This window comes from Bradyrhizobium sp. UFLA05-89 (genome assembly GCF_059803475.1).
Genome location: NZ_JBANBA010000008.1, coordinates 1 through 13979, shown reverse-complemented (window position 1 = coordinate 13979; position 13979 = coordinate 1). Strand labels below are relative to the sequence as shown.

At 62.2% G+C, this 13979-nt stretch carries 12 protein-coding genes and 2 pseudogenes; 4 read left to right on the top strand and 10 right to left on the bottom strand.

What is annotated here, in order from left to right:
- Positions 1-190: 190 nt before the first annotated feature.
- From SO139_RS06420 to SO139_RS06410, 3 genes are all read right to left on the bottom strand, one after another.
- A complete protein-coding gene (locus tag SO139_RS06420) occupies positions 191-1513 on the bottom strand; it encodes an MFS transporter (protein ID WP_449378756.1) in 1323 nt (440 codons plus the stop codon).
- Positions 1514-1578: 65 nt separating this feature from the next.
- Positions 1579-2490, bottom strand: coding sequence for a DUF1932 domain-containing protein (locus SO139_RS06415; protein WP_498539785.1), 912 nt, complete (start codon positions 2488-2490; stop codon positions 1579-1581).
- Between the two features lie 29 nt (positions 2491-2519).
- Positions 2520-3860 (bottom strand): MFS transporter, encoded by a 1341-nt coding sequence (locus SO139_RS06410; protein ID WP_498539784.1) that lies wholly within the window; start codon positions 3858-3860, stop codon positions 2520-2522.
- A gap of 1060 nt (positions 3861-4920) precedes the next feature.
- Between SO139_RS06410 and SO139_RS06405 the strand changes: the two are divergent.
- A pseudogene (locus SO139_RS06405) lies at positions 4921-5099 on the top strand (IS21 family transposase); the annotation flags it as partial.
- Between the two features lie 467 nt (positions 5100-5566).
- On the opposite strand, the gene SO139_RS06400 reads toward SO139_RS06405, so the two are convergent.
- The 5 genes from SO139_RS06400 to SO139_RS06380 all read right to left on the bottom strand — a co-directional run bounded on the left by SO139_RS06400 (position 5567) and on the right by SO139_RS06380 (position 9409).
- A complete protein-coding gene (locus SO139_RS06400; protein WP_498539838.1) occupies positions 5567-5836 on the bottom strand; it encodes a hypothetical protein in 270 nt (89 codons plus the stop codon).
- Between the two features lie 200 nt (positions 5837-6036).
- Positions 6037-6735: a hypothetical protein gene (locus tag SO139_RS06395; RefSeq protein ID WP_498539783.1), complete on the bottom strand. Its 699-nt coding sequence runs from the start codon at positions 6733-6735 to the stop codon at positions 6037-6039.
- A 326-nt stretch (positions 6736-7061) separates the two neighbouring features.
- A complete protein-coding gene (locus tag SO139_RS06390) occupies positions 7062-8540 on the bottom strand; it encodes an MHYT domain-containing protein (protein ID WP_498539782.1) in 1479 nt (492 codons plus the stop codon).
- Positions 8541-8795: 255 nt separating this feature from the next.
- Positions 8796-9188, bottom strand: a complete 393-nt coding sequence (locus SO139_RS06385) for a hypothetical protein (protein WP_498539781.1) — start codon at positions 9186-9188, stop codon at positions 8796-8798.
- Complete coding sequence (locus SO139_RS06380; protein WP_498539780.1) at positions 9188-9409, bottom strand: hypothetical protein; 222 nt, start codon at positions 9407-9409, stop codon at positions 9188-9190. The genes SO139_RS06385 and SO139_RS06380 overlap by 1 nt, the downstream gene beginning before the upstream one ends.
- 239 nt (positions 9410-9648) lie before the next feature.
- Here SO139_RS06380 and SO139_RS06375 point away from each other — a divergent pair, with 239 nt between their 5' ends.
- The 3 genes and pseudogenes from SO139_RS06375 to SO139_RS06365 form a co-directional block, all read left to right on the top strand.
- A complete protein-coding gene (locus SO139_RS06375; RefSeq protein ID WP_498539779.1) occupies positions 9649-10521 on the top strand; it encodes a DUF6662 family protein in 873 nt (290 codons plus the stop codon).
- A gap of 35 nt (positions 10522-10556) precedes the next feature.
- Complete coding sequence (locus SO139_RS06370) at positions 10557-10889, top strand: cupredoxin domain-containing protein (protein WP_498539778.1); 333 nt, start codon at positions 10557-10559, stop codon at positions 10887-10889.
- Positions 10890-10901: 12 nt separating this feature from the next.
- Positions 10902-11186, top strand: a pseudogene (locus SO139_RS06365) (FTR1 family protein); the annotation flags it as partial.
- 69 nt (positions 11187-11255) lie between these two features.
- Here SO139_RS06365 and SO139_RS06360 read toward each other — a convergent pair.
- Together SO139_RS06360 and SO139_RS06355 are read right to left on the bottom strand one after the other, a co-directional pair.
- Positions 11256-12938, bottom strand: coding sequence for a cytochrome b5 domain-containing protein (locus tag SO139_RS06360; RefSeq protein ID WP_498539777.1), 1683 nt, complete (start codon positions 12936-12938; stop codon positions 11256-11258).
- Positions 12939-13405: 467 nt separating this feature from the next.
- A partial coding sequence (locus SO139_RS06355; RefSeq protein WP_498539776.1) for a transposase occupies positions 13406-13979 on the bottom strand: 574 nt, incomplete at its 5' end.

Here is a 13979-nt window from a genome sequence, read left to right as displayed (position 1 = left end):
CAGACAGCACGCGCATCCAAATTTCAGGAAACTTCGCCTGCTTGCACCATCGGAGTTGCCCTCAGCGATCGAAAGCTGAGAGGGTTGTCGGAAAAGCGTCATTGCCGTACTCCCTGACTTGTTGGTTTTCCTGGGCTCAAACAGGACGTGTTGCAGACCGGGCTTCAGCGCGGGCCGTCCGAGAGTCACGTCATGACTTCGCTGTCGCCATCTCCGTCTCGCGCGCGGCGCCGCGCCCCAGCGAGAGGACGCAAACCACCGCCACAGCGCAAAGCAGCGCGAGCGGCAACATTCCGAGCACGAAGCTGCCGGTCCGCTCCTTGACGAGCCCGACTACGTTCACCATGAGGCCGCCGCCGATCAGGTTCGCAACCGCGTTGATGCCGGCGAGGCCGGCTGCGAGCGTGCTCGCCGAAAGCCAGCTCGACGAGAGCGCCCAGAACGGACCCTTGAAGGCATACGCACCGACCAGGCAGCAGGTGACCATGATGATGGTAGGCACGACCGCAGTCCCGGTCAGGCCCAAGGCGGTGAAGCCACCCGCCGCGAGCAGCAGTGGGATAGCCGTGTGCCAGCGCCGCTCGCCCGTCCTGTCCGAATGGCGTCCCCACAGCACCATGAGCACGGTCGCAATTCCGTAGGGAATTGCGTTGACGAACCCCGTCTGCAGGGTCGAGAGGCCGAACGACTTCAGGAGCTGCGGCTGCCAAACTGACAAGACGCTTCCCGTCGCGGACGCACCGGAGCACACCAGGGCCATCACGAGGAAGTATTTGTTGGTAGCAAGTTGCCACAATGACAGGTGCCCGACCGGCTTGCGCGTGGCCACTTCCGTTTCCATGCGCCCGATCAGCCAGTCGCGCTGCTCAGCGGTGAGCCAGGAGGCCTGCGCGGGCCTGTCGGTCAACACGAACAGGCACGCTACCCCCAACATCACAGTCGGCAATCCCTCGAGAATGAAGAGCCACTGCCATCCGCGCAGGCCGAGCGCACCGTCAAGTTCGAGCAACCCGACCGACAAAGGCGAGCCCAGGAAGGTCGCGAGCGGAATGGATACCGTGAAGGTCGCCAGGATGCGCGCCCGGTACAGCGAGGGAAGCCAGTAGGTCAGATAGAGGATCGCGCCGGGAAAGAAACCGGCCTCCGCAGCGCCCAGAATGAAACGCATGGCGTACAGCGAATATGGCCCGACGACGAAAGCCATGCACGCCGTCACCAACCCCCAGGTAATCATGATCCGGGCGATCCAGCGCCTGGCGCCGACCCTCTGTAGGGCCAGATTGCTGGGCACCTCGACGAGGAAATAGGAAACGAAAAACAGACTTGCCGCGAAGCCGAACATCGCGGGCGTAAGACCAAGATCCTTGTTCATCTGCAACGCAGCGAAGCCGACGTTTACGCGATCGAGCAACGCAAAGAAGTAGCAAGCCATCAGGAACGGAACGAGGCGCAGGAGAACCCTGCGCATCGTCACCTTCTCGATCCGGCCGGCGTCTGTCCGAACAATCGCCACGTCCGCCTCCCTGTTCGTATTGGATTTTGCCTTGGACCTATCCTGGTCCTATCCGGCCTTCGGCCTTATTTGGCCGCTTTGGTCTTCTGCGTCTTGGCCACGATCGCGTCGATCGCGATCTTGTAGTTCTCCGGGACGACGCCCTTGAAGTGCTCCTTGAGGCCCAGGCTGTCCTTCCAACGGAGCCGCGCCGCCGCTGCGCGTGCCATCAGCGGCTCGACGCCGGCATCTTCCACCGCCTCTGCGGCCATCTCGATCTCTTCCGATCGCCGCCTAGAATGAATGACGCCGGAGGGAGTCAGGCTCTCAACCGTATCCATGAACGGTCGGGTCAACGTCTTGGAGGCAGAAGCCAGCACCGCCTCGTCCAGGCCATAGGACCGTGCGGCCAAAACCATCTCATCGATCAGCGCCTCGGTGCCCTTGAGCAGCACCGAACGGAGGATCTTGATTCCGGAGGCGGTCCCGAGCTTCTCGCCCACATATTCGATGCTCATGCCCCAGGGCACGAGCAGCTCGATGACGCGTGGCGCCGCAGCACCGCTCGACAGCATCGGCATCGAATAACCATTCTTGGGCGTCCCCATGATGGAGCCATCACCGAGGATGGCGCCGGTCTTGGCCAGACGCTCGGCCACGCCGTATTTCACCTTCGGGGTGGCGGAGGCGAAATCGAGGAAGGTGTGACGGCGGTCGAGCACGGACGCGAACGCATCCGCGCTCGCAAGCGATGAGGAGCCCGGGGTCGCACTGAAGATCAGCTCGGCCGCATCCGCCAGTTCCTTGTTGGATTTGACGAGCGTGACGCCGGCCGCTTTCGCGCGGCTCTGGATCAGATCGGCATAAGGCCCGTCGAAGGCATATTTGTCATAGCAGAAGATCTGCTCCAGGCCGGCGCCGCGCAGCCCTTTGCCCAACGTGCTGCCGATCTCGCCATAGCCGACCAGGCCGAGGCGAAATTGCTGCTTTTGGCTCATTGTGTACTCCTTCGCTGAATTTTTTGAGGTCATGCGCGCGCCATCTTGGGAGAGGCGAACTTGCCATCCCGCAAGCTGACGCCGACGAACCAGATGAGGATGGCGGCGAGGACGAGGAATCCGGCCACCGAGATCAGCGCCCAGGAGAAGTTGCCGGTGGCCTGGCGGATTTCGCCGATGAGATAAGGGCCCACGAAACCACCGAGATTGCCGATCGAGACGATCAGTGCGAGTCCACCCGCGGCAGCGCTGCCGGTGAGGAAGCTCGACGGGATCGGCCAGAAGGTCGACTGGTAGCACATGATCCCGACGACGGCGCCGCAGAGTGCGATGATGGAGATCAAGGCCGACGATGTAGCATAGCCACACACGATCAGCGCCACTGCGCCCACGACCAGCGCGGATGCGACGAACCAGCTCCGCTCGCCGCCGCGATCCGACAGGCGCGCCCACAGCATCATGGCCACAGCACCGCAAACATAAGGCAGAGCAGCAAGAAAACCGACGGTCACGACGCTAAAGCCGAATCCTTTCAGGATCTGCGGCATCCACAAGCCGAGACCGACCGAACCGATGATTGCACAGAAGTTGATGCACGCGCATGCGAGCACCCGCCAATTGGTGAAAGCATCCCTCAATCTGGATGGATGCTTGGTGGCAATCGCCTCGCGCTCGCTGGCAATTAGCTTGATAAGCCACGCCCGCTCGTCGACGCTCAGCCATTTTGCCTGATCGGGCTTGTCCGTCAGTGTGAACAGGCAGACAAAGCCGAGGATGGTTGCGGGCAGACCTTCGATGATCAGAAGCCACTGCCAACCATGCAGGCCTCCGAGACCATTGAGTGTCAGCAGCATACTCGAAAGCGGTGCGCCGAGGATGTTCGCAATCGGGATACCGAGCAGGAACGCTGCCGTCGCCCTGCCCCTGACGCGCGCCGGAAACCAGTAGGTGAAATACAGAAACACACCCGGCGTGAAGCCGGCTTCGCCGAGCCCCAGCAGGAAGCGCATGAAGCCGAAGCTCGCGGGGCCGACGACGAAAGCCGTGCCGGCCGAGAGCAGACCCCAGGTGATCAAGATCCGTGCGATCCATTTGCGCGCGCCGATGGCCTGCAGGGCGAGATTGCTCGGCACCTCGGCCAGGAAATAACCGAAGAAGAAAAGGCCTGCGCTCCAGCCGAATTCGGACGGCGAGATACCGAGATCCTGGTTCATCGTCAGGCTGGCGACCCCGACGTTCACCCGATCGAGGTAGGCGACGATGTAGCAAAGCAGCAGAAACGGCACGATCCGCCAGATGACCTTCGAGAGGATCTTCTCCTGCTCGGGCGTAAGATTGGTGCCGGCTGAAACGGCGGTGACACCTGCCATTGAGTTTCCTCCAGATCGACCGTTGTTCCCCGGCCATGACGTCCCGATAACAAAAATAGAACGGCGTTGCAATAAATTTTAGAACGTCGTTTCATTTTGTAATTTGCCGGAGTGGTGCTTAGCTTCCTCGCGGTTACCTGGTGTTCCAATCAGATGGCCGGGCTCACGGCGGGCATTGACCGCGCCACATGGGACTTGAAAGAGACATGGGACTGGAAAGAATTGCAGGGCCCGATGATGTTGTCGTGGGCCCGACGCTCAGCCAATGCAGCGTGGCGTGCCAATCTGGCCGGCCGCCCGGTTCCTGGGGATGTCCCCGGAGATCCTACAGGGGACCTATCACCAGCATCACCCCGATTACCTGCAGGGAGCGGAATCCGCGATCAGCAAAAAGGGCCGGTATGTTGCGGTGGCCGAAAACGGTGGCCAGCTTGACCGAGGACCAAAATCAGAAGAAAAACTCTAATGATTTCTGGTCGGAGTGGCAGGATTCGAACCTGCGACCCCTGCGTCCCGAACGCAGTGAACATGTTCTAAGTTGTTGATTTTTCTCGCCGTGGCCTCTGTTTCCGTCCCGTTTTGTTCACGGTGATTTCACCCAATTCGTTGCGATATCGTTGCGCGCGCCGCTGCGAGAACAGCTTTCCTTCGACACCGATGGCATTGACGAAGTGAGACTTGTGCTAGAGCGCCTCGGCTGCGTCGTCTTCATCGGACCTCCCATTGCGTGGACCGCAAAAGGAGGACCTTGCCCCGTTCAGATTGCCGACAACGCGCCCCGCCTCACCCTATCAACAGGGTGGCCGCCTTCCGTCGGAATCGGTGGCCGCTTTGCCTCGGATTCCGCATGATGACCGAAATTTCGCCAGGTGAAGCTGTCGGGCCTCTCTCAAAGTCGTTGGGCTGAGACTGCGCCATGACGCGAGCTGGTGGCCGCATTCGATCGGACCGCATGGTCGCGTTCGGCTTCCCTTCCAGGCTGAGCCTTTCGAGCAGCAACCGCAATCACCCCAAACCGGCTTGATGATCTTGAAGGGCCCTGCCCGCCGAGAGATTGCCGATGCGGAAGATTCGAGAAGTTCTGCGCCTGAAGTATGCCTGTGGGGCGAGCGATCGGGTGATCGCCCGATCGGTCGGGATCGGGCGTACGGCGCGATCGCGGAGTATGTCCGCCGCGCCGCGGTGACCGGCATCACCTGGCCGATACCGGAGGAGCTCGACGACACCGCGCTGGACAGCGCGGCCGGCCATCAGCTCGATCACCTGAGTGTAACAATTCCCGTAGATGTCGGAGACCGAGCTGTGATCCTCACCGGGCTGCGGCATCAACGGAGCAAGTGCATGGCGGACGTGGAAAGCATCGCCCCGGCCTTCGGCACACGCCTCCATGTGCCGCTCGCTCCAAACCCGACCGCCGTAGCCCGGGCCGGGATTGCCCGTCGCTCCGCCAAGCGAATGTCCGAGCAGCCGCGCGGCCACGATATGGCCGCTCTCATGAATCGCGATCCGCATGTCTTCGTCACACGACCGACCGATCGAGGCGAGGAGTTCGTCGTACTCGTCGCCCTTTTCTTCGTCGATCATGTTGGTCATTTCAAACCTCCAGCGGCCGCGCTATCCGACCGACAGCGCGGCCGCGCTCCCGATGAACCGCTGTTGCGTAAAGTGAGAACCGCAACAAGGCCCAGGTTCACCGGAACTGATATTCATACTGGCTTCTTGCACCCTCTCGCGCGTTTGAAGCGCTCTTCACGAGCCTTGCGCACCTTCTGCGCAAACTCATGCTGATGCTGCCGAACGAGCATGCGCCGGCGAATGCGATCGATTTCGCTGGAGCCGCCAACGGACGGCATAGCCTCGAACATCGCCTCAGCGACAGCGCGAGGAACCCCGCCATTGTGACCGATAACGTAGCCATCAAGCCTATGGGCGATCCGATGGGAAACAAAATCGGGAGGAAGCAATTTCTTGCCCATGACTAGAACCGAGCCACAGTAATCTCGGCCGTGCGCGCTTCAGCGCTCCGGTCGATGACTTCGAAGTTGGCTTCGCGGAGCACGGCATCGGGGGGGTGCTCGGCGGCTCCGTGAGGTCGAGATCGACCACGTCAGGGCATTCGGAGCGAAGTCGCCGCCGCGCGTGCCACGGAGCTGGGCGCGGCGCGGATCGGCGGTGGCTACCGCGATGCCGAGGCGCAATGCGCCTGGGCCGTCGCCGCCGGCATGGTTGCGTCGTCGAACTGGCCGGCGAAGCGCTTGCGGCCATCATGGTCGCGATAGCGGGCCGACTTGAGCATGAAGATGGTCATGGTGGGCGGCGGCGCCGCAACCGCAGGCTTCGGCGGAATGGCGTCAGCCCCGGTTCTGATCTGCTCCACCATTCCGCGCAGCTCCACCAGAGCAAGCGCCCCAGCGACGTCGATCTGCGCCGCCCAGTTGCGCGCGACCGTACCCGGTTCGTTGGCTTCGAAATGGAGGTGAGCGACAGCCTCGACGGCATCGGCGAGCTGGCGAGCGGCTGTCTGATATGCCGGCAGCGCCTTGTCGATCTCGTCGAGGTCGCGCGCCAGCTTGTCGGCCGCCGCGTTACGCTCAATGGCCGCGCGCTGAGCGGCGATCTGGGCCTCGACCTCGACGATCTTCATGTTCTGCACGGCGATCGCCTTGGCGAAGTTGTCACGCGTCAGTGCGCAGCCGGCGACCGTCGCCTCCAGCTTCGTGCGGACCTTTTCGTCGCCGTCGAGGTCGGCTTCCAGCAGGTGGTGCTGGAGCTTCGCCTCGGCTTCAACAAAGACGGCTTCAGCGGCTTTATGAGGGCTGTGAAGGGCCGCGGCGCGCGCACGCAACGCCGCGAGTTCGTGTTCGAATTTTTCCATGGGTGATTTTTTTCGGAAGAATGCTGGTGCGCTGCCAGAGTACGGCTCGTCGCATGCTTGGCAAAGGCTGGACTTGTGGAGGGCGCCAAACGGCGGGCGATCTTAGGGCGACTTGGCAGGGGGTGTTGTGGCGTGCGCCAAGGTGGCGCCGTCTTCACTTACGGGGCCTGAAGAGTACCGGCTAACGTCCGCTCGTCCGCCGATAGCGGCGCAATAGCGGACGTGCCCGGATGTCGCAGAAGGGCCAAAAACCAGACTTCTCGGAGTGCCCGACCTTCATCATCTCTTGTTGGCGGCGAGACAGAATTTCTGAATAGTTGTGAAGATCACGCCGCCGAACGCGCGGATGCCGTCGCTTGATCGTTGATCGCCAAAGTGAATTGCACGGTGATGCCTAGCCCGGCGTTCGGGGTGGCCCATATGCGTCCCCCGTGAGCTTCGACAATCGAACGGCAGATCGATAGCCCCATGCCCATGCCGCCGGGCTTGGTGGTGTAGAATGAGTCGAACAGGCGTTCAAAACCCTCCGGCTTCAGTCCCGGGCCAGAATCCTGCACGGCGACGAGCACTCTGCCCGATGCATCTTTCCCAGTGCTGATCAGCAACCCGCGCGACCCTTCGCTGACACCGCTCATCGCTTGGACGGCGTTGTTGATCAAGTTAAGGATCACTTGCTGCACTTGGACTCGATCTCCTTGAATGAGCGGCAAGCCCTCCGCGAGTTGCGTCTGCACCGAGACATTGTTTTTCATCAATTCGCCACGGGTTAGGGCAATGACCTCAACGATCGCTTCGTTGACCTCCAACGCATCCTTCCGCGGGGGCTCCTTCTTGACGAGGGTACGGATGCGGCCGATGATCTCGGACGCACGCATTCCGTTCTCGAGGGCACGACCAAGCGCCTGCCGGGCCTTATCCAGATCTGGCGGCTGGGCATCCAGCCAGCGCGAGGCCGCCCCGGCATTGTTCATTCCCGCCCCGAGCGGCTGCATGACTTCATGTGTAATCGAGGCCGCCAGCTCTCCCATGGCGGTGACCCGTTGGACATGGGCAAGATCCGCCTGCGTCTGACGCAGGGCCTCGTCGGCGCGCTTGCGCCTGTACGCGGAGGCGAACAGGGCGGCCAAATCGGCGAGCACGAAACCGGCAATCGCCACCGCCAGGGGGGTCCGATCGAGGGTCGTGACCTCCTGGGCGACCTCCGTCGTGGCGGGAGCGGTACAGATGGCCGCCCGCATCCCGGTGTAGTGCATGCCGGAAATGGCGAAGCCCAGGACGATGGCGGCGGCGAGCTTCTGCCCAGGGTCTTTGGTTCCGAACGCCAGCCACAGCGCCGCCGTCGCCGCGCCGATCGCGACGATCACGGAGAGCGCGACCCACAGGGGGTCGTAGCTCAATTCGACGGGCCCCCGCATGGCCGCCATGCCGGTGTAGTGCATGGCGAGGATGCCGAACCCCATGAAGACGCCGCTGAGGACGAGGCGGGGGCGGGATACGCCGCCCGGGCGACTGATGAAGTAGAAGCTGCCGCTCGTGCCCAGGATCGCCAGCACGAGGGAAAGGACAGTCAAGCCGACATCGTAGGACACCGGCATCGGCAGCTCGAAGGCGATCATGGCGACGAAGTGCATCGACCATATGCCGGCCCCCATGGTGAGCGCGGCCCCAGCCAGCCAGATGCGGTGCGTGGGTCCTTGGGCTAGTGCCACGCGTCCGCCGAGATCCAGGGCCGTATAAGACGCGAAGCCAGCGACCAGGATGGACAGGACAACGAGAGACGGATCGTATGTTGGGGTAATTACCATCGGGATCGTCCCCATTTCGGAGCAGAGACGAGCGAGCCACATCCCGATATTCCCGGATGCCAGCTCCTACCATTGCGCCACGCAAGGGCAGTTATCACTATGATGGGGCAAGGAGATTCCCTCAAGGGCGACGATAGTTCGGCAGCGAGGCTGTCTGAGAGGCGCGCTATCTACACGGTCGGCGGAGGCAGCAGCCGCCAGAACCCCGCGCGGCCGTGGCTGGACGCCCGAAACCGTGCATAGCGACCGAACAGCTCACGCCTCCTGCGCCGGAACCTCCATCAGCGGATCTTGCGTTCGCGCCCAACCCTCGTATTTCTTCGCGCGGTCCTCGGCGAGCCCGCGCTCGTGAGGGCCACGACGCTTGTTGTTGATCCTGCCGCGCTCGAAATCATCGAGCAGCCGCGCCTTGCTGACGAACCAGCGCCGGCCGAACTGAACGCCCAGAGGATTACCGCCCTTGGCCGCCAGTTCACATTGCCTGCGGACCTGTTCGTCGCTGCACATGCAAACGTCGCCCGCCTGGTCGAGCGTCAGCAACTCGCCCGCCAGAATGAGGTCGATGACGTCCTCGATCGTCGGGGGCGTCCAGCCCAGCTCGGTCAGCATCGCGAGGAGCTGGGCGATCATGCGTCCTGGGTCGAACATCACGCCATCTCATCATCGTCAGCGGTGCCGGCTTCCCCAGCGCTCATTTCATCGCCGAGATAACCCGGAGGCGGATCGAGGGGGAGGATGGGACGGCTCAACTCCTCCAGCACCTCATAGACCTCATTACGAACGATCTCTTCGACCTCGACGCGCGAGCGCATCTCGCAAGTCGTCGCGACCTTATCACAACCGGACGTGCCGGCGTTTCCAACCTTCATCACCTATTCTTGGCGAGCCTGGCGCGACCGAGAAAGGATCAACAGGATCACGTGGAAGGCGATCGCCTAGAAGCGGACTTGCGCCACCGCGACCCGAAAGCGCTTAGAATCGTTCCAGCTTAGAATGAATCTTTTTGGCTGTGCCACGATATGCCGTAAGTTGATGACGTCGAAGGGGCAAGCGATGGGTCTTCAGCATGCGCAAAACAATCCAATCTGCGCAGCATTGCAGCGCTCTGATGTGGGCGTTCATTGCGCTGCTTTGTCTCGGCGGATTTGCACACGCCGACGACGCAACTACCGGGGACGCAAGCTCCTGGCGCGAGATCGAAACAAAATACATCTTCGGCTTCACGACCGGTTCGGGTATCGGCATCGAAGGCGAAAAGGAATTCACGACCGACACGATCGGCCGGTTCGGCAAGCGCGACGGACGCTACAACGCGACCGAGACCAAATACGAGTTCGAATTCACCCCGTCTCAATTCGTACAGATCGAGTTTGGGGCGCTTGGATCGACCCACGATATCCGGAACGTGACCGATCTCGACGACCGTCGTCAGGTGGCGTTCAGCGGCGGGTTTGGCGAATTCCGCTACCTCGCCCTCGAGCGGACGTCGAACAATCCGCTGTCGGTGACGCTTGCATTTGAGCCGACGGTGCGGCTCGTCGATGAGACAAGCGGCGAGCGGGTTCACAACTACGAATTCGAGACCACGCTCAATGCCGACCTCGAGCTCGTGAGAAACCGGCTGTATGCTGGGTTCAACCTGCTTTACGAGCCCGAATATACCCACACGCTGCTGAACGAGACCATCCGGGAAACCAAGCTCGGCGGCTCCGCAGCTCTGTCGTTCCGCTTCACGCCCAATGTCGTGATCGGAGGCGAAGTCTGGTATCTGCGCCATTATGACGACTTCGCGCTCTCAGCCTTCACCGGCGATGCCGTAATGCTCGGACCGACACTTTATGTCCGATTCACGCCGAAGATGTTCATGACCGCTGCCTGGAACACCCAGATATGGGGTCGCGAGGTCGGAACGCCGTTCTCGCTCAATCTCGCCGAATTCCAGCGCAACCGCGCCAGACTCAAATTCGCGGTCGAGTTCTAACCTCCTCAAAATGCGAAGGCTCTGAGATGTTGACCATGACCAGGAAGCTCGCTCTCGCGGCGCTCTGCACGGCGGTGCTGCCGTTGTCGATGGCATCGGCCCAGCAGGCGACCGAAATTCAGATCAGCTACTCCAACGGGCAGTTTCAGCCGCGCGAGGTACGAGCGCCGGCGGACAAGCCGGTCGTATTCCGGATCAGGAATCTAGACGGCAAGGCGATGGAGTTCGAAAGCAACTCGCTTAGGGTGGAAAAAGTTGTCGCCCCCAAGACTCAGGGCGTGGTCAACGTCCGAGCTCTCAAGGCGGGGCGCTATGAGTTCTATGATGACTTCAACGACAAGGCGCGTGGCGCCCTGGTCGTCGAATAGGGCTCCCGCCTCGTGCTCGCCGCGCTCGTCATCGTCTTCCGCGAAGTCTTCGAGGCTGGCTTGATCGTCGGCATCGTGCTCGCGGCCACGCGCGGCGTCGCGCACCGCGATCGCTGGATCGCCGGAGTCGTGCTGGCGGGCGTCGCGGGGGCGTGCGTCGTCGCGGCATTTGCTGGCGGTCTGTCGCAACTGTTCGAAGGCAAAGGACAGGAGCTGTTCAATGTCGTCATCCTCGGGGTCGCCGTTGTGATGCTGACCTGGCGAAATGTCTGGATGGCGCGCCACGGCCGGAGCGTCTAGCGCGAAGCGGGCGTAGTCGGCGCCGCGTGATGCTGCGCACTGGAAAGTGCCAACCATCGTGCCCCCTCACGGGAAGGCAGTTAGTTTCTCGACGACGTCGCCGATGCAGAAATGAGCCATGTGCGCGACAGCCTCGGCACTGTGGTAGTCACCGAATTCGGCAGTGGCTTCCTTGCCGGCGTACATTCGGGCGATTCCCGCGCCACCGGGGTGATGGGGTGCCCACTCGGTGATGTCGTAGACTTTTCCCCGAATGATGACCCAGCAGTCGTCTCGCGTGTTGTGTCGGGTGACCTCTTCGCGCGTGACGGGGCGTGTCCCCTTGGCGGGAACACCTGGCATCCAGAGCATGCGGGTGATCGTGGCGTAGTTGGCCTCGGCGGCTCGACGGAAATCCCACGGTCCTAATCTCTTGGAAGGCAGTTCGGCGCCGATATTGCGGGCGTCGTACGCGTAGATCCAGGAGTCGTCATCGCCGCCTCGCTTATCGTGAGCGAAGGCTGGGCTTACCCGCTCGTCGAGCTTCTCGAGTAGGGCCTTCTGCTCAGCGGTATCCTTGGCCCGCAAGTGATCAAAGGCGAATTTGGAGCCGAGCTGGAAGCGGGTCGCGCGGTAATGCCGCACGCGTTCGTAATGCAACAGCGCTGTCGCCACATCATTTTTGTGCAGGGCGAAGGCGCTGGCGAGTGCGGCGGCATCCTCGAAGGACTGCGCGGCGCCTTGGCCAAACGTGGGAAGCATCGGGTGCGCCGCGTCACCGAGTAGACAGATACGGCCTTGCACCCAGGTCTCGAGGGCGTCACGATCGTAGAGGCCCCACTTCGTCGGACGAACGATTGCTCCCGCCAGAGTGAGCAGGTCGTCTCGACTGGGGTGCCCAGTGAATGCCTCGCCGACCTCACGAACGATCTCCTCCCGAGCCACCGGAAACCAGTCGCCTTCCTCCTTCTCGAACGCGGCAGAGTCGGGCTCATAGCGGGCGATCCACACGTTCAACAATTCACCGCCGCGCACCCAGTACGTCGTCGCGCCGCTCTTGTCGCTGCGATGGCGGTCCATGCTGAAGGAGTCGATCGGATTGTTGTCCAGCGGGCTGCCGTCGGCCTTGCTGAGCGAGGCGACTGCCGCCCGCGGAATGAGTCCACGAAAGCAGGTCACCTCAGTCCATCGCTTGGGACGCGGGTTCGGCCACGCCAGCTGCAACGTGGCAGAGTTGATCCCGTCGGCACCCACGAGAACCTCTCCGGTGGCGGTTCGGCCATTTGAGAAGTTCGCCGTCACCTCGCCGGCGGTCTGACGCAACTGCGTCAGCCTGGAGTCCATGTGCACGGTGATCGGACACGGCGCGCCGCTATCGGGGCCGAACTCGAACACCCGCTTGTACAGACACATCAACAGGTCCAGCCTGTGCATGTGATGAAACCCGGCACCGTCGCCCGCGGCGGTGACATGATCGAACGGCCGCTTGGTTACGCTCCCGTCCGCGTTGAACTGCCGTGTCGACTCCAGAATGGCCGCCCGGCCGCCATCGGCCGCCCCGTCGGGCCCCTTGGGATCCCCACCGTCGAGGTCGACGCCCAGCCAACGACATAGCCGCGCCCCGTTGGGCGGGATGTTCAAACCGGCGCCTGCGGTGCTCGGCACCTTGGTTTGCTCGTAGACATCGACCGATGCGAAGACGCCGGACTGTCGCAGCGCCAACGCCGTCATCAACCCGCCCATTCCCGCGCCGACGATCACTGCCCGCATGCTGTCGTCCTTCCGAAGTAAGCGAACGCACCGATTGCCCACCTCGCGGCGGGAGTAAGGTGGATATCGTCTGAACAGATAAGTCGAGACTAGCCGCGGGCGGACCGGCAATAAAGCAGCTTCTCGCGTGCCGACTCCACGATCACCATGGCCACGGCCAAGAAATTCAACACAGGACAGGAGGTCAGCTTGCAGATCGCGCTGAGTTAGATAGACAAAGAGGGCACCTCTGGTCACAAGTGGGCATTCCGCGGATATCAGCAAAGGCGCATTTGCCACCGTGCCGCTGCCAATGTGAGTTACGGGTCCACAAGGGCGGTCGAGGCAAGCACACCCTTTACCGCCGACAGCCGACGTCGCAACGGCTTAAGCCCTGCGCGGCTTGGGGCCGATTCCGTTGAAAAAGGGCGGCAGTAATCCGATGTATTGGCGTCAGCGGCGATGCGGCCGAGCGGCTGTGTCGGCCTTTATGCGGGCTTAAGGGTTTGCATCGGGATCAGCTTGGCCATCTTGCGAAGGTTCTGAGCGGTGGCTGCGAGAGTGAACTCGTCGCGCGCGCCGTTTGGGCCTCGTAACCGCAAACGGTCGAGTTTGAGAATGCGCTTGAGGTGCGCGAACAGCATCTCGATCTTCTTGCGAAGCCGACGCGAAGTGCGGCCTTCCCAAGATCGTGCTATCTCGCGCGCCATGTCGCGAGCGCCCTCGTAGATCGAGCGCGGCACCCTTCTTGAGGGCTGCTTGGGACAGCACCGGGACTTCAATGCGCAATGATCACAATCGCGCTTACTGGCCATGTAAAGAATGGTGGCACCGTCATTCACTAGCGTTCCGGTCGTAGTAAGAGCCTTGCCGCCCGGACAACGATAGAGATCGCCAGCGTGGTCATAGGTGAAGTCATCGCGCGCGAAGATCCCGTCTGTGCGGGCCGACTTGTCGAAGACGGTCACATGCGGCTCAATACCATGCTCATAGACCAGCCAGGCCAGCATCTCGGCCGAGCCATAGCCGCTGTCGCCGAGGAGCTGGCTCGGATAGAGATCG